General features: G+C 43.0%; 21 protein-coding genes and 1 pseudogene. 19 read left to right on the top strand and 3 right to left on the bottom strand.

The window, feature by feature from the left end; translation table 11 throughout:
* Nucleotides 1-142: 142 nt before the first annotated feature.
* The 3 genes and pseudogenes from ACYX4O_RS05440 to ACYX4O_RS05450 all read right to left on the bottom strand — a co-directional run bounded on the left by ACYX4O_RS05440 (nucleotide 143) and on the right by ACYX4O_RS05450 (nucleotide 2156).
* On the bottom strand, nucleotides 143-1120 hold the full coding sequence (locus ACYX4O_RS05440) for a bacteriophage abortive infection AbiH family protein (RefSeq protein ID WP_476355286.1): 978 nt from the start codon (nucleotides 1118-1120) through the stop codon (nucleotides 143-145).
* 87 nt (nucleotides 1121-1207) lie between these two features.
* Nucleotides 1208-1411: pseudogene (locus ACYX4O_RS05445) on the bottom strand (CDP-diacylglycerol--glycerol-3-phosphate 3-phosphatidyltransferase); the annotation flags it as partial.
* A gap of 184 nt (nucleotides 1412-1595) precedes the next feature.
* Entirely contained in the window at nucleotides 1596-2156 is a 561-nt protein-coding gene (locus ACYX4O_RS05450) for a CGNR zinc finger domain-containing protein (protein ID WP_476355288.1), read from the bottom strand.
* Between the two features lie 114 nt (nucleotides 2157-2270).
* Between ACYX4O_RS05450 and trxA the strand changes: the two genes are divergently transcribed.
* The 19 genes from trxA (at nucleotide 2271) to ACYX4O_RS05545 (ending at nucleotide 20232) form a co-directional block, all read left to right on the top strand.
* Nucleotides 2271-2585 (top strand): thioredoxin, encoded by a 315-nt coding sequence (trxA, locus tag ACYX4O_RS05455; protein ID WP_476355290.1) that lies wholly within the window; start codon nucleotides 2271-2273, stop codon nucleotides 2583-2585.
* Nucleotides 2586-2868: 283 nt separating this feature from the next.
* Nucleotides 2869-3741, top strand: coding sequence for a DMT family transporter (locus ACYX4O_RS05460; protein ID WP_476355292.1), 873 nt, complete (start codon nucleotides 2869-2871; stop codon nucleotides 3739-3741).
* Nucleotides 3742-3880: 139 nt separating this feature from the next.
* A complete protein-coding gene (gene hutP / locus ACYX4O_RS05465; protein WP_476355294.1) occupies nucleotides 3881-4321 on the top strand; it encodes a hut operon transcriptional regulator HutP in 441 nt (146 codons plus the stop codon).
* Nucleotides 4322-4565: 244 nt separating this feature from the next.
* Nucleotides 4566-6095, top strand: a complete 1530-nt coding sequence (gene hutH, locus ACYX4O_RS05470; RefSeq protein ID WP_476355296.1) for a histidine ammonia-lyase — start codon at nucleotides 4566-4568, stop codon at nucleotides 6093-6095.
* Nucleotides 6096-6179: 84 nt separating this feature from the next.
* Entirely contained in the window at nucleotides 6180-6638 is a 459-nt protein-coding gene (locus ACYX4O_RS05475) for a nucleoside deaminase (protein WP_476355297.1), read from the top strand.
* Between the two features lie 528 nt (nucleotides 6639-7166).
* Nucleotides 7167-8126, top strand: a complete 960-nt coding sequence (locus ACYX4O_RS05480) for a sensor domain-containing diguanylate cyclase (RefSeq protein WP_476355299.1) — start codon at nucleotides 7167-7169, stop codon at nucleotides 8124-8126.
* Nucleotides 8127-8143: 17 nt separating this feature from the next.
* A complete protein-coding gene (locus ACYX4O_RS05485; protein WP_476355301.1) occupies nucleotides 8144-8329 on the top strand; it encodes a hypothetical protein in 186 nt (61 codons plus the stop codon).
* Nucleotides 8330-8467: 138 nt separating this feature from the next.
* Nucleotides 8468-8851 (top strand): hypothetical protein, encoded by a 384-nt coding sequence (locus tag ACYX4O_RS05490; RefSeq protein WP_476355303.1) that lies wholly within the window; start codon nucleotides 8468-8470, stop codon nucleotides 8849-8851.
* A gap of 216 nt (nucleotides 8852-9067) precedes the next feature.
* On the top strand, nucleotides 9068-9217 hold the full coding sequence (locus tag ACYX4O_RS05495) for a hypothetical protein (protein ID WP_476355305.1): 150 nt from the start codon (nucleotides 9068-9070) through the stop codon (nucleotides 9215-9217).
* A gap of 116 nt (nucleotides 9218-9333) precedes the next feature.
* Nucleotides 9334-10698: a sigma-54 interaction domain-containing protein gene (locus tag ACYX4O_RS05500; RefSeq protein ID WP_476355306.1), complete on the top strand. Its 1365-nt coding sequence runs from the start codon at nucleotides 9334-9336 to the stop codon at nucleotides 10696-10698.
* Between the two features lie 217 nt (nucleotides 10699-10915).
* Entirely contained in the window at nucleotides 10916-11611 is a 696-nt protein-coding gene (locus tag ACYX4O_RS05505) for a CoA transferase subunit A (protein WP_476357016.1), read from the top strand.
* Nucleotides 11612-11626: 15 nt separating this feature from the next.
* A complete protein-coding gene (locus tag ACYX4O_RS05510; RefSeq protein ID WP_476355308.1) occupies nucleotides 11627-12301 on the top strand; it encodes a 3-oxoacid CoA-transferase subunit B in 675 nt (224 codons plus the stop codon).
* Nucleotides 12302-12319: 18 nt separating this feature from the next.
* Nucleotides 12320-13096, top strand: a complete 777-nt coding sequence (locus tag ACYX4O_RS05515; protein ID WP_476355310.1) for a 3-hydroxybutyrate dehydrogenase — start codon at nucleotides 12320-12322, stop codon at nucleotides 13094-13096.
* An 18-nt stretch (nucleotides 13097-13114) separates the two neighbouring features.
* Nucleotides 13115-14290 (top strand): thiolase family protein, encoded by a 1176-nt coding sequence (locus tag ACYX4O_RS05520; RefSeq protein WP_476355312.1) that lies wholly within the window; start codon nucleotides 13115-13117, stop codon nucleotides 14288-14290.
* A 36-nt stretch (nucleotides 14291-14326) separates the two neighbouring features.
* A complete protein-coding gene (locus tag ACYX4O_RS05525) occupies nucleotides 14327-15607 on the top strand; it encodes a GntP family permease (RefSeq protein ID WP_476355314.1) in 1281 nt (426 codons plus the stop codon).
* Nucleotides 15608-16009: 402 nt separating this feature from the next.
* A complete protein-coding gene (locus ACYX4O_RS05530; protein WP_476355316.1) occupies nucleotides 16010-16840 on the top strand; it encodes a glycoside hydrolase family 191 protein in 831 nt (276 codons plus the stop codon).
* 196 nt (nucleotides 16841-17036) lie between these two features.
* Nucleotides 17037-18059, top strand: coding sequence for a UDP-glucose 4-epimerase GalE (gene galE / locus ACYX4O_RS05535; RefSeq protein ID WP_476357018.1), 1023 nt, complete (start codon nucleotides 17037-17039; stop codon nucleotides 18057-18059).
* A 21-nt stretch (nucleotides 18060-18080) separates the two neighbouring features.
* The gene (locus tag ACYX4O_RS05540) at nucleotides 18081-19316 is read left to right on the top strand and encodes a hypothetical protein (RefSeq protein WP_476355318.1); all 1236 of its coding nucleotides are present in this window, start codon (nucleotides 18081-18083) and stop codon (nucleotides 19314-19316) included.
* Nucleotides 19309-20232 carry a tetratricopeptide repeat protein gene (locus ACYX4O_RS05545; RefSeq protein ID WP_476355319.1) on the top strand — a complete coding sequence of 308 codons (924 nt, stop codon included), beginning with the start codon at nucleotides 19309-19311 and terminating at the stop codon, nucleotides 20230-20232. The genes ACYX4O_RS05540 and ACYX4O_RS05545 overlap by 8 nt, the downstream gene beginning before the upstream one ends.
* Nucleotide 20233 lies beyond the last annotated feature (1 nt).

The following is a 20233-nucleotide window of genomic DNA, read 5'->3' on the forward strand; positions in this document are numbered from 1 at the left end:
AAATCAGTACACAAAAAAGGAACGCTTAATGCGTTCCTTTTTTCTTGTATTTTCGCTATTATTCTAATTCACTTGCATCGGCTAACGAATGACGTCAGAACTGAACAAGCTTGCATTATCAAATTTAACTTCGCAACCATCATTAACCCTCTATAGAGAAAGTATCAAACTCCCCTTTAAATCCAATCTCTCGAAGGGTGTTTTTTATTCCCTCTCTTTTCTCTTCGCCATCAAAATCATTTAGAAACCAAGTGATTTCTTTTGTATCCAAATGTTCCATCATTTCTTTTATATAAGGCAAATCTACCGGAGAGAAAGAAAAACCAATGGAATAAATGCTATCAATGGAGCTCAGTCCTTCGAAAAAGCCTGTTTCAGAAATAATTTGCTGGGTATCTTTTCTTAAATCCTCATGTACCTTATACAAGCTCATCTCTGAACCGACAAAACTATTCTCATATTCTCTGGAGTCTTCTCCGTGACCTACTATGATGTCATCTGTATATTGTGAGCCATGAATGTGGCACACTTCATGAGCATCATAGATTTCTTCCAAGACATATGTGTAATTAAAACTCAAAAACACATCAAAATCTTCGTCTATAATTCTCTGAAACCCTTCTTTCGGAACTGTGTCACTAACATCAATCGATACAACCCATTCCTCGAACAATTCTTTGAACATCATCGCTACTTTGTAGAAATGTGCGGAGGCATCTTCATTTCTGTATGCCCTCTTCCACATATCATCATCGTCTTCGTCATCATCTAATAATAGGGCCATGTCATCCAAGTATCTTTCGAAGTCTAATTCACCCAGACTCTTTTCGAAATCTCTCCATAGAAATTCAACACCTTCCCGCATTGCACGTATTTCTTCAGCTTCTGATATCACGTCTAACAGAACGGAAGCTACATCCTCCTTGTTGTACATTTCACCACCATTTGGCAAAGGTGTACTTTCTACAGTGAATGATGGAGATGGCTTATCCGCCCCTGGATATGCCTCTTTCAAGAACTCGCGAAAGTGTTCATAACTCGTTGGTAACTCGTGAGCCCTGTCAAAACCATTTCCGATGATAAATAAATTTCTACCAGGTTGACTGTTCTTTGACTGCATTTGCTTAACCCCTTTTCTTTTTTCACATTGTAACTTTTATAATGGTTTTTCAGCGTAAAAAAGCGACCTTATATTAGGTCGCTTAAACTACTTATTATTTTCGAACACATGGATGTTTTTTGCAAAGTATTCATACCCAGAGTAGACCGTAACTGCAGTCAGAAGGCCTGCAAGTGACGTCATAACAATTCCATCAATATGTAATAGGCCAATCATAATAACAACCATTTGAAGAACTGTCTTTAGCTTACCTGAGTTAGCTGCAGCAATCACTTTTCCTTCTGAAGCGGCTACTAACCTAAATGTTCATTAAATTAACGAAACCGTTCGTTGAAAAAGACAATAATAAAAAAGGACGCTGGTGTGTTTAGTACTCTAGCGTCCTTTTTTATTATTTGTACTATAAAGGACGGTGCTAGACAATTAGGGGAATAAGAATATTCCTTTTCTCCTGCCTAAGCACTTTAGTCGTCCTTTATTGCTTCCTCTTCTCATAATGCTTCTGCGCTTTGGCGCGGTTTCCGCATACTTTCATAGAGCACCATTTCCGCTTGCCTTTAGGGTCCACAAATAAGGCGAGGCATGTCTCATTGCTGCAGCCTTTTACTTTCTCAAAAATCCCATCTTGATACGCGTTCAGCATTGTGAAAGCAAGTATTGATTGAAGGCCTGCTGTGCCGCCTTTATCTGGAATCGGCATGAGGGTGTCTGTATTCATTTCAAAGGAAAGGGGCGTTTTTTTAGTTAGGTCAATGAGTGATTGTAGTCGATCTTCATCATGATCGAATGTCGTGAAATAAGACCTCCAGGAATCACGGAACTGCTTCATTTCTGTACGATCTATAGGTTTTTCTTTTATCTTGTTCACTTGTTGTTCTGTGAGTAATCCCTTTTCCTTCATCAGGGAGAGCCACTCGTTCATTATTCCTTCTTCATCTAACAAGTCATCTTTTGTCTTATTCTTTGAGTTCACTGTATTTAAAAGGTTAATAAATAGGTAATCAGAAAAATGAGAGAACCTCGTTTCTAATGTCATGCTAACCCACCTTGTAGCTAATTGATTGACACCTAGTATAACATAATGTAATATTCTAACCACTAAATTAATTATTTAGTGGTTAGAAAAATCTTTTTGTAGAGGAGAGATAGAATGGCTATAAAAGACGTAACAGATCAAACATTCAAAAGTGAAACTTCACAAGGGCTTGTCATTGCAGACCTAGGCGCACCATGGTGTGGCCCGTGTAAAATGATCGCTCCTGTTTTAGAAGAAATCGATGCTGAAAAAGGTGACCAGATGAGCATCGTTAAATTAGATGTAGATAACAACCCTGAAACAGCGCAACAATATGGTGTAATGAGTGTACCGACGCTTCTTTATTTCAAAGACGGTGAACTTGTTGACCAGTCTGTTGGTTTCAAACCGAAAGAAGAAATCGTGTCGATTGCCGAGAAGCACGTTTAATCTTTCAGAGTAATCCAGGTACTGAATAAAACCGTTCTATTTGAAGAGCTGCCCTTGTATAGGTAGCTCTTTTTTTATAGGACTTTATATGGAAAAATGATGTATTAACATAACAAATTTCCCTTTTTTCTCAATGTTAACAAGAAAAAGGTTTTACTATCTTTTATACATGGAATTAGTAGGTGAGACCTCGAAATAAGCGTTCCGATAGTAGAAGTATAAAATTCTCTAGGTACGAACTATTGAAAAAGTTGTTAAAAGAAAGAGTAAAAGGAGGGAGCTCATGAATTATACTGGAATACTATTCATTCTGACTTCAGCAGTGTTGTGGGGGATTACAGGTGGACTTGGAGAAATATTAATGAATAAGGGTTGGAGCCCATCGATTATTGCCTTCTATCGAGGGTTTATAGGGTTTATTTTCTTTACATTTTGGTACTTATTCAGGCGAAGAGCCATTAAGATCAGAAACAAAAACCCATATTTTTACGCATGGGCGGCCCTTGCTGGGATCAGTGTAGCGGGGAACTTCACGTTCTATTTCTTAGCCATTGAATCAACTGGGATTGCGATTGCAGCAACGCTGATGTATACAGCGCCTATATTTGTGTTACTTGTTTCATTTTTACTTGGCATTGAGCGTTCTACACTATTTAAGTGGGCAAGTATCGCTTTCGTTCTCGTCGGGGTTGTTTTACTAACAGGTGCTTATAGCTCGGGAACATCAGTCTCGTTCAACGGAGTAATCGCCGGCCTTGGTTCTGGGATATCGTATGCACTATTTATATTTGGGTTTAAGAAATCCGCTAAATTAGGAAGCTCTCAAGCAACATTAACAGTCGCTTTCTTCTTCTTTATTTTAATACTTACGTTACGGATAAACTTTGGAGAAGCCATGTCAGTCGTTGGCTCGAGTGATATAGGGTTATTTATACTATTAGGTATTATTGGCGCTGGCCTTTCGTTTATCCTTTATGTACGCGGAGTTAAACGAACAGCTCCCTCCACAGCTTCCATTATAGCCATGGTGGAACCGGTAACGGCATCCTTATTCGGGATTATACTGCTTGGAAACGAATTAACGCTTATGCAGTATGCCGGGATGGGACTAATCTTAGCGACCATTACCATTTTAAGTGTGAAGCAATCGGATTAAAGGGTGCAGCAGGAATGTTCTAGTTGGGTAGAAAGGATCATAGACTGTAAGGATATTGACAGAATATTGATGAAACGCTTACAATTTAAGTTAGCTAGTAGTCAAACGTTATAGTTTATAGGGAATTTAGGTGAAGCAAATGAGTCCAAAGATTCCGATTGGAAAGTTAGCTTTATTGGTATCCTCCATGACCGTAGACGAACTCGAGCCATTTTCTGATCAGTTAAAAGATGTCGATTACTGTACAGGGAAAGCAGGCTCCATGAATATGCAAAAAATTATCGCCGCTGTGGAAACAGCGGCGAAGCGAAATCATATTATAGTAGAGGACGTTTACCGCGAAACACATGCTCTTTATCATGCCATCCTAGAAGCTCTAAATGGAGTCATGCGCGGACAAATTGGAGCAGGAGATATGATGCGAACGGTCGGATTAAAGTTCGCGATCGTAAGAGGCTCCCCTTATGAAGACTTAGAAGAAGGCGAATGGATTGCCGTGGCCTTTTACGGTACAATCGGCGCGCCGGTAAAAGGACTAGAGCACGAGGCATTTGGCCTTGGTATTAATCATATTGGATAAACGCGTTGCCTATAGTCATTAGTTATGAGGAGGCGACAATGGTATTTCTATGCCATTGTCGCCTCTTTTTGTTTGGAAATGGGTTAGTATGGAGAGGTTTTGCTGGGAGTAGAGCCAGCCGGTTTCCGTCCCGGCCAGAACCGCTCGCTCCTGCTTGAGCCAGTATTCGAAAAACCATCCTCACCTCGATACAACTTCCAATAGAAATTAGACATAACCAATCAAAAGAAAGGAGTCGATCAGCATGATTGAATTAACAGGATCAACGTTAACTTTAAAAGATATGCGAGAGATATGCTTCCGCGGAGAGCAGATTCAAATTGCTTCTGAAAGCTTAGGAAGCGTAAAAAAGAGTCGTGCGGTGGTGGAGAAGATTGTGGCGGATGGGAAGACGGTTTATGGGATCAATACTGGGTTTGGGAAGTTTAGTGATGTGCGTATTCATGAGAAAGATGTGAACTCATTGCAGCTTCATTTAATACGGTCGCATGCGTGCGGAGTGGGGGAGGCGTTTCCGAAGCTTGTTTGCAAAGCGATGGTCGTCTTGCGGTTAAATGCTTTGTTAAAAGGTGTATCAGGGGTTCGTCCTTGTCTGGTTGAACGGTTAAGGGACTTAGTTAATAGAGACATGATTCCCGTTATTCCGTCCCAAGGTTCACTAGGTGCTTCTGGAGACCTTGCCCCCTTATCTCATCTTGCCCTTGTGCTCGTGGGAGAGGGAGAAGTCTATGACGGGGACCATAGAAAACCGACGGCTGAAGTTTACAACGAAAAAGGAATGGAACCTCTTCAGTTGAAAGCGAAGGAGGGATTGGCGCTTATTAACGGAACCCAAGCCATGACGGCGATGGGAGTGTTGAATTATTTAAAAACCGAGCGGCTCATTGAACAGTGCGATTGGATTGCATCGATGACGTTAGAAGCACTTGAAGGCATTATCGACGCTTTTCATCCTGCGATTCATGAAGCTCGTGGATACCCTGAACAAATTGAGGTTGCTAAGCGGATTCGCACCATTACAAAAGGAAGTACACTTATTACAAGGCAAGGGGAGAAGCGTGTTCAGGATGCGTACTCTCTCCGCTGCATCCCCCAAGTTCATGGAGCATCACGGCAAAGTTTGTCTTATGTGAAAGAAAAGCTCGAGATTGAAATGAATGCAGCCACTGATAACCCGCTTATACTAGAAGGCGGAGCAACCGTTGTATCAGGTGGGAACTTTCACGGTCAGCCTATTGCCTTGGCGATGGACTTTATGAAGATAGCGGTAGCGGAACTTGCGAACATTTCAGAGCGCAGAATCGAGCGCCTCGTCAATCCGCAGCTTAATGATCTCCCTGGATTTTTAAGTCCTGACCCAGGTCTACAGTCTGGAGCTATGATTTTACAATATACTGCGGCATCACTCGTATCAGAAAACAAAACGCTCGCTCATCCGGCGAGTGTCGATTCCATCCCTTCATCTGCAAATCAAGAGGACCACGTCAGTATGGGCACAATTGGAGCGCGGCACGCGTATCAAATGATCCTTAATGCAGAAAAGGTGCTTGCAATTGAGCTCATATGCGCTCTCCAGGCTTTGGAGTACAGAGGGGTTAACAAAGCATCGAAAGCGATACAAGAAATATATCGAGAATCAAGGAAAGTGGTTGCTTCGATTAAAGAAGACCGGGTATTTGCCCGTGATATTGAGACGCTAACTGACTGGCTTGAGCGCACTTCCTTTGAGGAGGGTATGGTAAAAGCGAACAGATTACCACATTATAACGAATAATGAGTAAATGAGTCTTAACTGTATGATTCTGGTTCGTGAATCTCATCCTAATGTTGTATAGTAGCATTGATGGAGGGATTATGAATGAAACAAACAGATGAACAGTTTATGAAAAAAGCAATCGAAATGGCGAAGCAAGCACGTGAGGAAGGGAATGAACCATTCGGAGCGATTCTTGTGAAGGATGACGAGATTGCGATGATTGGAGAAAATCAGATCAATTCTCTTTGTGACCCAACCCATCACGCAGAGATCGGCCTAATCCGAAAATTTTGCTCAGAACAGAATATATTCGACTTAAGCGAATACACGCTTTACACAAGCTGTGAACCTTGCGTAATGTGCTCAGGTGGCATGGTCTGGGCGAATCTCGGTAAAGTCGTCTATAGCGTAAGCCATGACCAATTAGCCGAGATTGCAGGAGATAATATTATGATTGCCTGTGAAGAAGTCTTCTCAAAAAGCCCGAACAAACCTGACGTTGTTGGGAAAGTGTTAAATGAAGAAGGGCTAAAAGTATTTGAAGGATATTCTTTCTCGTAACACACAACTTAAATAATGATTTGAGCAGTTCCATGCTGAACTGCTCTTTTTTTACTTGCTCTGTTCACGTTTAGAGTTATTTACATAGGTGTTTTCAATAAATGGCGGTAGTAAGAATGGCTTAAAGCGCGTTTTTTAAGCCTTTCCTCCAATTTTTTCGCGTTTCCGTCTCTCTCAATTGGGCAAAGGTGGGTCTGGAAATTGCGAGACTCCTGCGGGAGAAAGAGGTAGACGAGACCCCGCAGGGTGCATTTCCCGAGGAGGCTGTTAAAGATAGAGGAAGTTCGACTAAGACCGTCACCTCCTGTGACAACGTCGAACGATCCCACGTCGTGTGGGGCCGCGGAAAGCGAGTGATTTCCAGGCCCGCCTTCCGCTTCACCATAGATGACGGAACCTCTCTTTATAAAATCAATGATGCATGTGGGAGCATAGTTAAAAATATAATGGAATTTTCTGTCGAATGAGCCAAAAGTCTCTATCTTTATAGTAAAATAAGAGGATATTCAAAATGCTAGGGGTTATACGATGGAAGAATTATATTTTGTAGCAGGTCTTGCCGTCGGACTTTTCTTATTTAGTGTATATACCTCTTATGTCAAACATCGTTGGAAAGAAAAGAATGAAAAGGAAAAGCAAATTTATCAGCTTGTTGAAAATTCACGAGACATTATTTATATTGTTCAACTTCAACCAGAACAAAAGCACATATACATCAGCCCGGCGCTTGATTCTTATTTAGGGAAAGGGATCGTAGAAGCGTCTTTAGAGGACCCTTATCTCCCATTACAACTCATTCACCCTGATGACTTAGGCACGTTAGAAAAGAAGATTACAAATCAGCTTGATTATTCAAAGCCGTTTGTTCAACGCTGGCGCAACCAGTTAGGGGAATACCGGTGGTTTGAGGAGTATGCTTCGCCTTTTTATGATGATGACGGAGATTTGATAGAGCTACATGGCATCTTGCGTAATATCGATGAAAAAGTCCAACTACAGCAAAATTTAGAATATCGAAGTACACATGATGCTTTGACTGACCTCTACAATCGCGATTATTTTGACGGATTGATGGAGAAATATGATCAAGAAGTCAATTGTGCCGTTGGGATGATTGTATGTGACCTGGATAAATTGAAGGATATGAATGACCAGTATGGCCATAAGCATGGGGATTTCTACATTCAGAAGGCTGCTGAAGTATTCCTTGAATCTAGCCCTCTTAATGCTGCTGTATCACGGATTGGTGGAGATGAATTTACCATTTTGCTTACTGACACCACACCAGAAGAGGTCGAGTCCGTTTTTGATGAGATAGAAAGGCACATTTATGATCACAATGAATGTCATCTGAACTCGCGCCTTTCCTTATCTATGGGGCATGCGTTTAAAGCCCGTTCCTTAGGCACAATGGAGAGTCTCTTTATCGAAGCTGATCAAAAAATGTACCAACATAAGCGTTCTAAAAAGGATGTTTATACGTATTAACGGAAGGAGGATTATTTTTGGTTAAAAACGTACCTTTACTCCTATCGATGCTTTTGATTGGCCTTGGGGCATTACTGGTCAGTCAAAATACACCGTTGCCAGAAGCGCTGGATTGGGTATTAATCATTATCGCTCTGATACTCAATATGACAAGTGTAATAGGTTTGATTCTTCATCTTGGAACTCAAAAACCTAATAATTGAAGTTACATAATATCTAAACAGATTCTAGATCGCTCCTCCGGCTCAGTCCAGTCTATACGTTGCTAAACGAGCTCTTACGGTTTTATAATTAAACATGATAAGATAAGTGTGGAAGTAAGCTGTAGGAGGAGTAGAGCTTTGAAGAAATATATAACGATTCTTGTACTAATCCCTTTACTACTACTTGGGCTCTATACATTTGCTGTCATGTTCCGTGGACCGTTCGGATTTGATGATATGCCGATTGATCATTTGGAGAAAGTGGCTGAGTACCAAGCAGATGAAGGGGACTTAACCATAAGAATGTTAGAGAAAGATGGGGCGCCAACGAGTGAGAAGTTGACCTATATTGGAGCTTTGTATGAAGGGGATACATTCGTTCGGAATGTGATGTGGATGAAAGAAGATCTTCCTATTGAGTGGACAGGTGAAGAAACGATCACCTTCACAAATGCTGAAGAGGAAGAAGTTGATTTGAATGTATTCGAGGATACTTATGACTTCAGAGGATTTCCATTCTAATAGAACACTACGAATCTAAGAAGTAGTTCAACTGTTGAGGTACAAAGCACAACAAGTACCCAATGGATTGAGCTACTTTTTTTGTTATGGTCGATGTTGGTGCTTCTAGTAATCTTTTGCATTTTTATGATAAAATATGGAAATATAATTAGGGTAATCTTGCTGTTTATTTAGGTATAGTGACTTCTGCTAGTAAGAAAAAGAGGAGGTGTGCCGGTGGATGATAACCGTTCTAATAAAGAAAACCCCTTCGCTTCCTGTTTAACTTCCATTGCCGATGGTTGTGCTGTTATTGGGTGTTTGAGTGGGGTTGTTTTATTCGTAGGCATTCCAGCAACAGTTTTTCTTGTGAGGACATTTGTATAAAAAACGTAGTCTTACTTCTTTTTCTTTATAGACTATACCACTTTTCGCACATCATGATAGACTAATAGAAAGGCATGAAATCGTTATCATAGTGTGGTGACAAGGAGTGGGGTCTAGTGGAATCGATTAGAGATAGTCACAAGCAGGATGTGTTCGACACATTCTTTGAGAATGGGAACTTCTGCATCGTTGTTGTTGATCATGAAGGGATTTTATCTTATATAAATGAAAGCTATTGCCAGTTTTTGAACGTCGATAAGAACGAAGCGATTGGAAAGCATGTGACGGAGGTCATCGAGAATACGCGCATGCATCTCGTTGTGGAGACAGGGAAGGAAGAGATGGCTGATCTTCAATACATAAGAGGAAATTATATGATTGCCAACCGCATTCCTTTGCGCTCAGATGGAAAAGTGGTTGGGGCCTTTGGAATGGTGTTGTTTCGTGATACAGAAGAGTGGCTGAAGATGAACAGTCACATACGTGATTTGCTTCTTGAGTTGAAAGCATACCGCTCGCAGCGCAGGGAACAAACAGGAGCGACTTATGCTCTGCACCACATCATTAGCCAATCGAAGGAAGTAGAAGTGTTAAAAGATAAGATCAAACAAGTCGCACCAAGTGATGTATCAGTATTACTAAGGGGCGAAAGTGGAACCGGGAAAGAGCTTTTCGCTCATAGCATTCATCATCTAAGCGAACGAAGCAATAAACCTTTTGTCAAAGTAAACTGTGCTGCGATTCCTGAAGACCTTCTCGAGTCAGAGTTGTTTGGCTATCAGGAAGGAGCCTTTACCGGAGCGAAAAAAGGCGGCAAGCCTGGCAAGTTTCAGCTTGCGGATGGGGGCACGCTTTTCTTAGATGAAATTGGTGATATGCCCCTTCATGCTCAGGTAAAAATCCTAAGGGTGTTGCAGGAAGGGGAGGTGGAAGCGATTGGAGCAACGCATCCTCAGAAAGTCAATGTCCGTATCATTGCTTCCACCCATCAGCCATTAGAACAATTGATTCAGGACCAGCGCTTTCGTGAAGATTTATTTTACCGCATTAATGTCGTTCAGTTTTATGTGCCAGCGCTAAGGGAGCGGAAAGAGGATATTGGGGTGCTAGCAAGGTCTCTCCTTCATAAGGTGACGGATAAGATCGGGAAACGGGTGAAGGATTTTGACCCGGCTGTGCATGAAGCCTTCAGGCGGTATGCCTGGCCAGGGAACGTTCGGGAATTAGAGAATGCCATTGAATCTGCAGTGCATTTAACACACTCTGAATCGATTGGTCTAGAGGATCTCCCCTCCTCGATTCGTTCAACATCTAGTGGTTCTACTGCAGGGCGTACGTTAAAGGAAAGTCTTGAAGAAGCAGAGAAGCAGGCGATTCAAGAAGCCATGGGTCATGCTGAGGGAGATAAAGTGAAAGCTGCAGAATTGCTAGGGATCGGAAAATCCTCTCTCTATGAAAAAGTGAAGAAATACGGCCTTTGAGTCATTCCGTCATTGTGGAAAGTCATTCCGATAATCTGGAATGGCTTTTTTGTTCGTTAATTGTAAGGGCTTACACGTTATTTTGAGTTGTTTTGTCTAAGTATTCTGAAATTCTGGAATCGCTTAAACAAGAAGTGCGCCTTAATTAGCATTGTAGCAGCATTTAGAAAGTTGGCATGTTTTTTGCATATAAATAGGGTGAAGGGAGTGGGAAATGATGAAAGAAATGTATACATCGTTCCAAGAAGCAGTAAAAGACATTAAAGATCATGACACGATTATGGTAGGTGGATTTGGTCTTGTTGGTATTCCGGAGAATTTAATATTGGCATTAGTCGAGTCGAATGTAAAACACTTAACGGTTATCTCAAATAACTGTGGTGTGGACGATTGGGGACTAGGCTTGTTGCTTCAGAATAAGCAGATTGATAAAATGATCGGCTCTTATGTTGGGGAGAACAAAGAATTTGAGCGTCAGGTGATTGAAGGCGAATTAGAGGTGGAGCTTGTGCCTCAAGGGACACTTGCTGAGCGAATTCGTGCAGGAGGCGCTGGAATCCCTGCGTTCTACACACCAGCAGGAGTAGGAACACCGATTGCAGAGGGCCAAGAAGTGCGTACATTTGATGGCAAAGAATACTTACTTCAGCATGCATTAAAAGCTGATTTCAGTTTAGTTCGTGCCGCAAAAGGTGACCGACTTGGCAACCTTGTGTATAACAAAACGGCGCGTAACTTTAACCCAATGATGGCAGCCGCGGGGAAAGTGACGATTGCTGAGGTGGAGAAGCTTGTTGAACCAGGTGCCATCGATCCAGATCACGTACATACGGCTGGCGTGTATGTTCAAGGGCTGATTGAAGGGCAGCAAGAGAAGCGCATTGAACGATTAACGACGAACAGTAATGCATAAAAAGGAGGAATTATCGTGGCTAAACAATTAGATAAAGCAGCGCAACGTGAGAAGATCGCGAGAAGAGCTGAGAAGGAAATTGAGAGCGGTTTCTATGTCAATTTGGGGATTGGCATGCCGACAATGGTGGCCAACTATATTTCAGAGAATAAAGAGATGGTGCTTCAATCGGAGAACGGTCTTCTTGGTATTGGGCGTTACCCATATGAAGATGAAGTGGATCCAGATTTAATTAATGCTGGAAAAGAAACGGTTACCGCTTCGGTTGGGAGCGCGTATTGCGATAGTGCAGAATCGTTCGGCATGATCCGAGGAGAGCATCTCGATCTTGCTATTCTAGGCGGGATGGAAGTTTCTGAATCTGGAGATCTCGCCAACTGGATGATTCCAGGCAAGATGATTAAAGGGATGGGTGGTGCGATGGATATCGTCCACGGTGCGAAGAAAATCGTCATCATAATGGACCATGTGAACAAGCACGGAGAGCCTAAAATTTTAAAACAGTGTAGCCTTCCTTTAACAGGTAAAGGAGTGGTTGACCGTATTATTACAGAGCGCGCGGTTATTGATGTGACAGATAAAGGGTTAGAGCTTGTGGAGCTTGCTGATGGCTGGACAGTCGAAGAGATTAAAGAATCTACAGAAGCTGAACTAAGTGTAAGCCCAAATCTATTAGAAACGGCGTACTAGGCTAGGAGGCACACAAGAATGGTAGAAAATAAAGTCGTACTCATCACAGGATCAGCAAGCGGCATTGGATATGAAATCGGTGTTGATTTTGCTGAAAAAGGGGCAAAGGTCGTCTTCAGCGATATAAATGAAGAGAAAGTTCAGAACGTTACACGGGATCTATCATCTAAAGGTTTTGAATGCATAGGCGTAAAATGTGACGTAACGAATGAGGATGAGGTAAAAGGGGCAATCGACAAGGCCGTAGAGCAATACGGCCGACTCGATGTATTAATTAATAACGCTGGTCTCCAACACGTGTCACCGATTGAAGAGTTCCCGACGGAGAAGTTTGAGTTTATGGTCAAAGTCATGCTCACTGCCCCATTCATGGCAACGAAGCATGCCTTTCCGATTATGAAAAAACAAGGCTTCGGTCGCATCATCAATATGGCGTCCATTAATGGTCTTATTGGTTTTGCAGGAAAAGCAGCTTATAACAGCTCAAAACACGGTGTGATTGGGCTGACGAAAGTGTCTGCTCTTGAAGGGGCAGAGCATGGCGTAACAGTCAATGCGATTTGTCCTGGGTATGTGGACACGCCGCTAGTTCGGGGACAGTTACAAGATTTAGCGAAAACCAGGGACGTTTCTCTTGAGAAGGTATTAGAAGAAGTCATTTATCCGCTTGTGCCACAGAAGCGTCTGCTTTCTGTAAAAGAAATTGCGGATTATACAGCCTTTCTGGCTAGTGATGCGGCAAAAGGAGTAACCGGCCAGGCCGTCGTCATGGATGGCGGATACACAGCACAATAATGGATAGGAGTGAAAAGAATGGAGAATGTATATATTTTAGAAGGAGCTCGTACGCCTTTTGGTAGTTTTGGCGGGGTGTTGAAAGATGTAGACCCAACCCAGCTCGGTGTTACAGCGAGTAAGGGTGCGATTGAGCGAAGTGGGATTCGAGCAGAAGATCTTGATTTTTCCGTTATGGGGAATGTTATCCATTCTGCGAAAAATGCACCTTACTTAGCCCGCCATATCGCTCTTCAAGCAGGGCTTCCTTATGAGAGTCCAGCCCTTGCGGTGAACCGTTTATGCGGTTCTGGCTTACAGTCTGTCGTTTCAGCTGCTCAGTCGATTAAACTAGGAGAAGGACAAGCGGCTTTAGCAGGTGGGGTAGACAGTATGAGTCTTGCGCCTTATGCTTTACATGGGAGTCGGTTCGGAACGAAGTTAGGCGCACCGAAGCTAGATGACATGCTTTGGGCTGCTTTGACTGACGAATATATTGGTGCAGGTATGGGCGTGACGGGTGAGAATCTAGCAGACAAGTATGAAGTTTCTCGAGAAGAACAAGATGCTTATGCGGCAAGGAGTCACCAAAGTGCAGCTGCCGCACGTGAATCTGGTAAATTTGCAGAAGAAATCGTACCTGTTGAGGTGAAAGCGAGAAAAGGGACTCAAGTTGTTGATACGGATGAGCATATTCGTGAAGATACAACGGCTGAGAAGCTATCTGGTTTGAAGCCAGCTTTCAAAAAAGATGGATCGGTAACAGGTGGAAACGCAAGTGGCATTAACGACGGAGCGGGTGCTGTTGTCCTCGCGGGTGAATCGTTTGTCGAGTCAAGAGGCCTGAAGCCACTCGGTCGCATTGTGTCATGGTCTGTAGCTGGCGTTGATCCTTCTATTATGGGAATCGGTCCTGCACCAGCCATCCGCAAGGCGCTTGAGAAAGCATCCTTAAGCTTAGGAGATATGAGTCTAATTGAAGTGAATGAGGCGTTTGCTTCTCAGTATATTGCGGTAGAAAAAGAACTAGGGCTAAATCGGGATAAGGTGAACGTAAATGGTGGCGCCATTGCACTTGGTCACCCGGTTGGCGCAAGTGGGACGCGTGTTTTATATACATTAATGAAAGAACTGAAACGACGAAATGAGCGGTACGGAGTCGCATCACTATGCATTGGTGGGGGCCAGGGCATTGCGATGGTCGTGGAAGTCTAAATAGAGAGATCTTTGAACGATATTGGAGGATGAAGTATGCTTGGGATTTTCTTAGGACTTGTCGTTTTAATGGTGCTTGCCTACATAGGGTGGTCCATCCTATGGGTAGCACCTATTGCGGCAGGTGTTGTTGCTATAACAGGAGGCCTTGATGTATTAGAAGCCTACAAAGATACATATATGGGTGGGTTCGTTAACTTCGCCAAGAGCTGGTTCCCAGTCTTTATGTTAGGTGCCATTTTTGGAAAGTTGATGGAAGAGACAGGAATGGCGCGATCCGTAGCCGTTGCCATGACAAAAGTCATCGGATCGCAGCGCGCGATCCTTGGTGTGTTAGCGTCTGCGGCTGTATTAACCTACGGTGGTGTGAGTTTGTTCGTTGTGGTGTTTGCGGTTTATCCGTTAGCTTTATCTTTATTCCGCGAAGCGAACATTAGCCGGAAGTTAATTCCCGCAACTGTCGCCTTAGGTGCGTTCACGTTTACGATGACGGCGTTACCAGGTTCACCTCAGATTCAAAACCTGATTCCGATGGATTATTATAAGACAGATGCCATGGCTGCGCCCGTGATGGGGATCATTGCAGCGATCATTATGGCAGGCGGAGGCTACTTCTACCTGCGTAGACAAGAGAAGAAGCTGACGGAAAAAGGAGAAACCTTTACAGAACCGAAAGAACAAAAGGAAGAGGATGACGTGGTGATTCCTCACTGGACTCTATCGTTTCTTCCTTTATTAACCGTATTGATAACACTAAATCTATTTGAGTTAGATGTTATTGTGGCATTAATTATTGGTATTTTACTTATTATGATTTTAAATGTATCGAAAGTTAAACGTTTCGTTGGTGCGATTAACGCAGGAGCGAGCGGATCGGTCCTTGCAATCATTAACACAAGTGCGGCAGTAGGTTTTGGGACGGTGGTAAAAGCTGTGCCAGGATTTGACCGTTTAACAGAATTGCTAATGGGCGTAAAAGGACACCCTCTGATTTCTGAAGCAATTTCGGTGAACATTCTAGCTGGTGCAACCGGTTCTGCCTCAGGTGGTATGGGAATCGCCTTAGAAGCTCTCGGAGATAAGTATTACGAGATTGCGATGAACACAGGCGTAAGTCCAGAAGCCTTCCACAGAATCGCCTCCCTCTCATCCGGAGGACTCGACGCCCTTCCGCACAACGGAGCGGTGCTGACACTATTCGCCATTACAGGCATGACGCACAAGGATAGTTATAAAGATATCTTTGTAGTTGCGATCGTCATTCCAATTCTATCCGTCGCAGCCGTTATCGCCCTTGCAGCAATAGGGATACTATAAAAGAAATAACAAAGACAGGCCACCAACTCTCACAAGTGGTGGCCTGTCTTTTTTTGTGTTTTATGTTTTGTGCTGTAAAGGGCTAAAGGGTGTCTGGCACCCTTTAGTGCTGTGCTGTGTGAGAGTGGCTCAAGTCGACGCGGCACGGCGCAAGTTCGTGGTAAAGCGGCTCAAGTTGGCGGAGAACGGCTCGAGAAGAATGGAAACTGGCTCAAGTCAGCCAAAAACCGGCTCAAACCCCCAAAAGAATGTTTACTGAAACTTGGAATTTTTGTAAATAGTTTGTATGATTAAAGAAATGAACGAAAACGGGGCGTCCAGGCATGGGCCGACGAGAGGGTGGGTCAATAATACTTGCTGGTCGGAGCTAATTCCTCGTTTCCTAATTGGAGGGGGACGCATGTGAGAAAGGTGTTTTTGTCCTTAATAGGTGTGGTATTTTCACTTCTTGTTCCGAGTTCTGTCCCTGCTTCTTCTCGTGCGTTTGATGGGGTAAGCACTTATCAAATCTACTATGATACGGTCTCTAAGAAGATGGAAGAAGATATGAAGAATTATGATCTTGTCATTTTAGAACCTCGTGAAGTGACGAAAGATCAAGTAACCCGCATTCGAGATAATGGGACGATGGTTTTGGGGTATGTCAATGTTATGGAAGCTGATGAATGGAATCGAGAAGTGATGGATCAGCTAGAGGCAGAAGACTTCTTTTATCGAGAGGGTGAAAAAGTCTTCTTTCCTGAATGGAATTCGTACTTAATGGATCTGACCTCGACCCACTATCAATCGATCTTAAAGCAGGATATGGAGGTGCAGGTCATTGATAAAGGGTTTGATGGGATCTTTTTAGATACGGTAGGGGATATTGATGACCAGCATGCTGGCAACGAAGATGTGTTAACAGCTCAGCGACAAGCTTATGTTAAATTTCTGCAGGCCATTAGGGGTGAGCATGGTTCCGTTCCCATCGTTCAGAATTGGGGATTCGGAACGTTAGCTGACGTTTCTGCTCCCTATGTGGACGGGATTATGTGGGAGAGATTCCAATACGATGTGATCCAGGACGAGTGGAGTCAGGATCGTATCGAGGAATTAATAGCGATCCGTCAACAGTACGGCGTGGATGTTTTTACAGTATCCTACCAGCAGGGAAAGAAGAGTACCGCCTACGCAAGGGAGCGCGACTTTATCCACACCCATGAGCCAAACTATTATAATCAATGGACCTACTAGCTTTCCTAATCATATAGGGAAGCTTGTTTTAATAGATATAAATAAACAGAGATATGCTGGATAAACTACCTATTCTTGTAAGATTGTAATACAATAGTCTTATATAAATAAAATTGAGGATTATGGACTAGTTGAACCTATGAAAACATACGCTTATGTATTGGACGAGCAAGCAATGAATGAGGGGAGAGAGAGAATGGAGACGATACTGGTCACAGGTGGTGCAGGCTTTATTGGTTCGCATGTATATGTGGAATTGGTAGAATCGGGTTTTGAAGTAGTTGTAATTGATAACTTCATCAATAGTACGCCAGAAGTACTGGAGAGGATCGAATCTATCACGGGGGAACGAGTTCATTTTATGGAAGTCGATATGACGGACCCCGATTCACTTGAAGAAGTCTTTCTGACCTATTCTATTGATGCGGTTATCCATCTCGCAGGATTAAAAGCAGTAGGCGACTCGGTAACGGACCCACTTCGATATTACTTTTCAAATCTAACCCCGCTTCTTCATTTGTGTGAATGCATGCAGAGACATCATATTCACCAACTTGTATTTAGTTCTTCTGCAACGGTATATGGTCCGCCAAAGACCGTTCCCATCCCAGAAACTCACCCAGTCCAAACTGAGAACCCATACGGCAGAACCAAGCATATGTCTGAACAAATTTTAAAAGATTTTCAACGTTCTTATTTTCCAATGAAAATTGTAATCTTACGTTATTTTAATCCAATTGGTGCTCATCCTAGTGGCTTAATTGGCGAGAATCCAAATGGCATACCGACTAACATTATGCCGTACATGACGGAGGTGGCGGTTGGGAAGATGCCTCTACTTCCTATCTTTGGTGATGATTATCCGACTAGAGACGGGACATGTATACGAGACTTTGTTCATATTACGGATCTCGCCAAAGGTCATGTGAAAGGGATTGAAGCGACAAAAAATATGGATCCGGGTGTCTCGATTTATAACCTCGGTACGGGAAAAGGCACAACGGTTAAGGAACTTCTTCATACGTTTGAGCACGTCACTCAAGTGAAAATCCCTTTTACCATGACCGACCGACGTCCGGGTGATGTGGCGATTTCTTACGCAGATGTAAAAGAAGCAGAGAAAGAGTTAGGATGGAAGGCGACTAAAAAAATAGAAGATATGTGCCAAGATGCGTGGAGATGGCAGCATCTTAATCCGACTGGTTACGTGAAGAATTGATCACGAAAATGGGGTGAGGGGATGTTCTACAGACAAGATCGGTTATGGTTGAAAATCGTGGAAGTCGTAGGTGTTTGGTTATTGATTGTGTTGATAGACGTATTCACAGGGGGAACTATCATTTCCTCTGTTCCTGGCATTTTGCTTCTTTTTGTCCTTTTGGCAGCTTTACGTTACGGCTTAAATACGGGGTTATTAGCCCTTTTATTACTTGGGGTGTATCGACTGTTATATAGTTGGCTCTCAGGTGAAGACGTTCTTCTTCTCTTTTATGAGACCGAATCTCTTATAGCCTTTATGTGGCTCCTCTACGTTGCCTTGATTGCAGGGTTATTCAGCACATCCTACCGCGAGAAGTACGAAAGCCTTCAATTTCATAGAGAAGAAATAGAAGATGAGAATGAATACTTAAAAGAGACGGTAGATTTGCTTGGGGAAACGCAGCGTATGTTGCAAACGAAAGTGTTGGAATCTGACCATTCCCTCTCAAGAATATACCAAGTGGGAGTGGCTCTTGACCAGGATCATCCTGAGTTGATTCGTAGTGAGGCCTTAAATGTTTTCCGTGAAGTCTTTAAAGCGAATCAAATGGCCATCTATCATGTGGACCAATCAAAGCGGGCGCTTCGCCTTTTGATAGGACACGATGAGGCGAATCAGCTCAGGCAAACCATTTTAATCGAGGACAACTCCTTCATGTACAAGCGTATGTTTGAAGGGAAAACAATCACGATCCGAAATGTAGACGACCCTGAAGATTCTCCTGTACTCCTTGCGCCGTTAACATTCGAGGGGGAAATTAGAGAGGTTGTCTTATTAGAAGACATTGAATTTCGTTCTATTACGGCTCATCAAATGCAAGTTCTTTCCCTTGTTTTGGATTGGATGTCGAGTCGCTTACAAAAAGCTTATAATCTTCAGAAGGAGAAAGAGAAACCCAAGATGTTCTCCGGTACGGGCGTCTATAAAAAGCAGTTCTTTAATGAGCTAATCGAGATGGAAGAAAAGAAAGCCAAAGAGTTTGGGCTTCCTTATTTAATCGGTAAAATCCGTCTAAAGTCGACGATTGATGTTCCGATTATTGAAGCGGAAATGGTGATTCGTTCTCATATTCGTGAAATAGACCGACTAGGATACGATGCAGGTAAGAATGAATTGTGGTTTTTGTTCCCGGGCACCGAACCATCGGCGCGTGAAGTCGTCTTCCCGCGAATAGAAACGGTGCTAAGGCAGAAAGGGGTCGTGTACGATGCTTGACCTCTTATTGTCTCCTGCGGTATGGGTGCTCTTTTTTATCCTTCATGCGATAGTCGTTCTAGTCCTAATCGTTCTTTTAAGAGATCGTTTTGATCAAGACAAACAGGCTGTGGTCGTTTGGATTGGATTGGTTAGCTGCTTCATACCCTTACTAGGGGAGCTGTTAGGCTTTCTTACTTGGCGCTTAGCTAAGCGGTTTACAAGTGGTGAGATTTTCGAGGATTACGATGAATACGTTTCCTATGACGTTTTAAACCTTGAGCCCATTCGACATGAAGCCAAGAGAAGTGTCGATCTCCTGCCTCTGTCAGAATCATTAACGCTTGGAACGTTTGCCAATCGGAAGAACTCGATTCTTCAGTATATATCAGAAGGAATTAGTCACCAGGGGAAATACTTATGGATGGGATTAGTGAATGAGGATCATGAAACGGTTCATTACTCGGCAACGCTTATGAATACACTTGTAGACCAGCATGAACGGGAGCTAACGTTAGCTAAAGAGCAAGCCCGGTCCAACGATCTTGAATCTTTAAAGCGTCTTAATCATGCTTATGCGAGTTTAATTGACAGTGAGGTGCTTACCCCTGCTGTACGAAAGCAAAAAGAAGAAATGTGGCTGAGCTTTTTACTTTCTATCATCTTTTTGTATCCGGATGAACCTTGGATTTATGAAGGACTCGGAGACTGTAGCAATCGCCTTTTGGAGCATGAGGATGCTGTCATGTACTACCGGCAGTTAATCGAAAGGTTTCCGGCGTATTCAAAAGGTTATACGAAGCTTCTAAAGGCATATTATCACAATAATAATTGGGCTGGAATGAAGCAGGTCATCCAGTTGAGTGAGGATTACCTTGACGTAGAGAACTTATCAGAAGATGAGCGCTACGTTCTTCATGTACTAGGGGGGAAATGAT

This window comes from Pontibacillus sp. ABV4_188 (assembly GCF_056311905.1).

Coding starts and splice junctions, on each gene's coding strand:
- ACYX4O_RS05440 (WP_476355286.1), bottom strand. CDS start 1,120: ATGCAGTCAAAGAACAGTCAACCTGGTAGAAATTTATTTATCATCGGA.
- ACYX4O_RS05450 (WP_476355288.1), bottom strand. CDS start 2,156: ATGACATTAGAAACGAGGTTCTCTCATTTTTCTGATTACCTATTTATT.
- trxA (WP_476355290.1), top strand. CDS start 2,271: ATGGCTATAAAAGACGTAACAGATCAAACATTCAAAAGTGAAACTTCA.
- ACYX4O_RS05460 (WP_476355292.1), top strand. CDS start 2,869: ATGAATTATACTGGAATACTATTCATTCTGACTTCAGCAGTGTTGTGG.
- hutP (WP_476355294.1), top strand. CDS start 3,881: ATGAGTCCAAAGATTCCGATTGGAAAGTTAGCTTTATTGGTATCCTCC.
- hutH (WP_476355296.1), top strand. CDS start 4,566: ATGATTGAATTAACAGGATCAACGTTAACTTTAAAAGATATGCGAGAG.
- ACYX4O_RS05475 (WP_476355297.1), top strand. CDS start 6,180: ATGAAACAAACAGATGAACAGTTTATGAAAAAAGCAATCGAAATGGCG.
- ACYX4O_RS05480 (WP_476355299.1), top strand. CDS start 7,167: ATGGAAGAATTATATTTTGTAGCAGGTCTTGCCGTCGGACTTTTCTTA.
- ACYX4O_RS05505 (WP_476357016.1), top strand. CDS start 10,916: ATGAAAGAAATGTATACATCGTTCCAAGAAGCAGTAAAAGACATTAAA.
- ACYX4O_RS05515 (WP_476355310.1), top strand. CDS start 12,320: ATGGTAGAAAATAAAGTCGTACTCATCACAGGATCAGCAAGCGGCATT.
- ACYX4O_RS05520 (WP_476355312.1), top strand. CDS start 13,115: ATGGAGAATGTATATATTTTAGAAGGAGCTCGTACGCCTTTTGGTAGT.
- ACYX4O_RS05525 (WP_476355314.1), top strand. CDS start 14,327: ATGCTTGGGATTTTCTTAGGACTTGTCGTTTTAATGGTGCTTGCCTAC.
- galE (WP_476357018.1), top strand. CDS start 17,037: ATGGAGACGATACTGGTCACAGGTGGTGCAGGCTTTATTGGTTCGCAT.
- ACYX4O_RS05540 (WP_476355318.1), top strand. CDS start 18,081: ATGTTCTACAGACAAGATCGGTTATGGTTGAAAATCGTGGAAGTCGTA.
- ACYX4O_RS05545 (WP_476355319.1), top strand. CDS start 19,309: ATGCTTGACCTCTTATTGTCTCCTGCGGTATGGGTGCTCTTTTTTATC.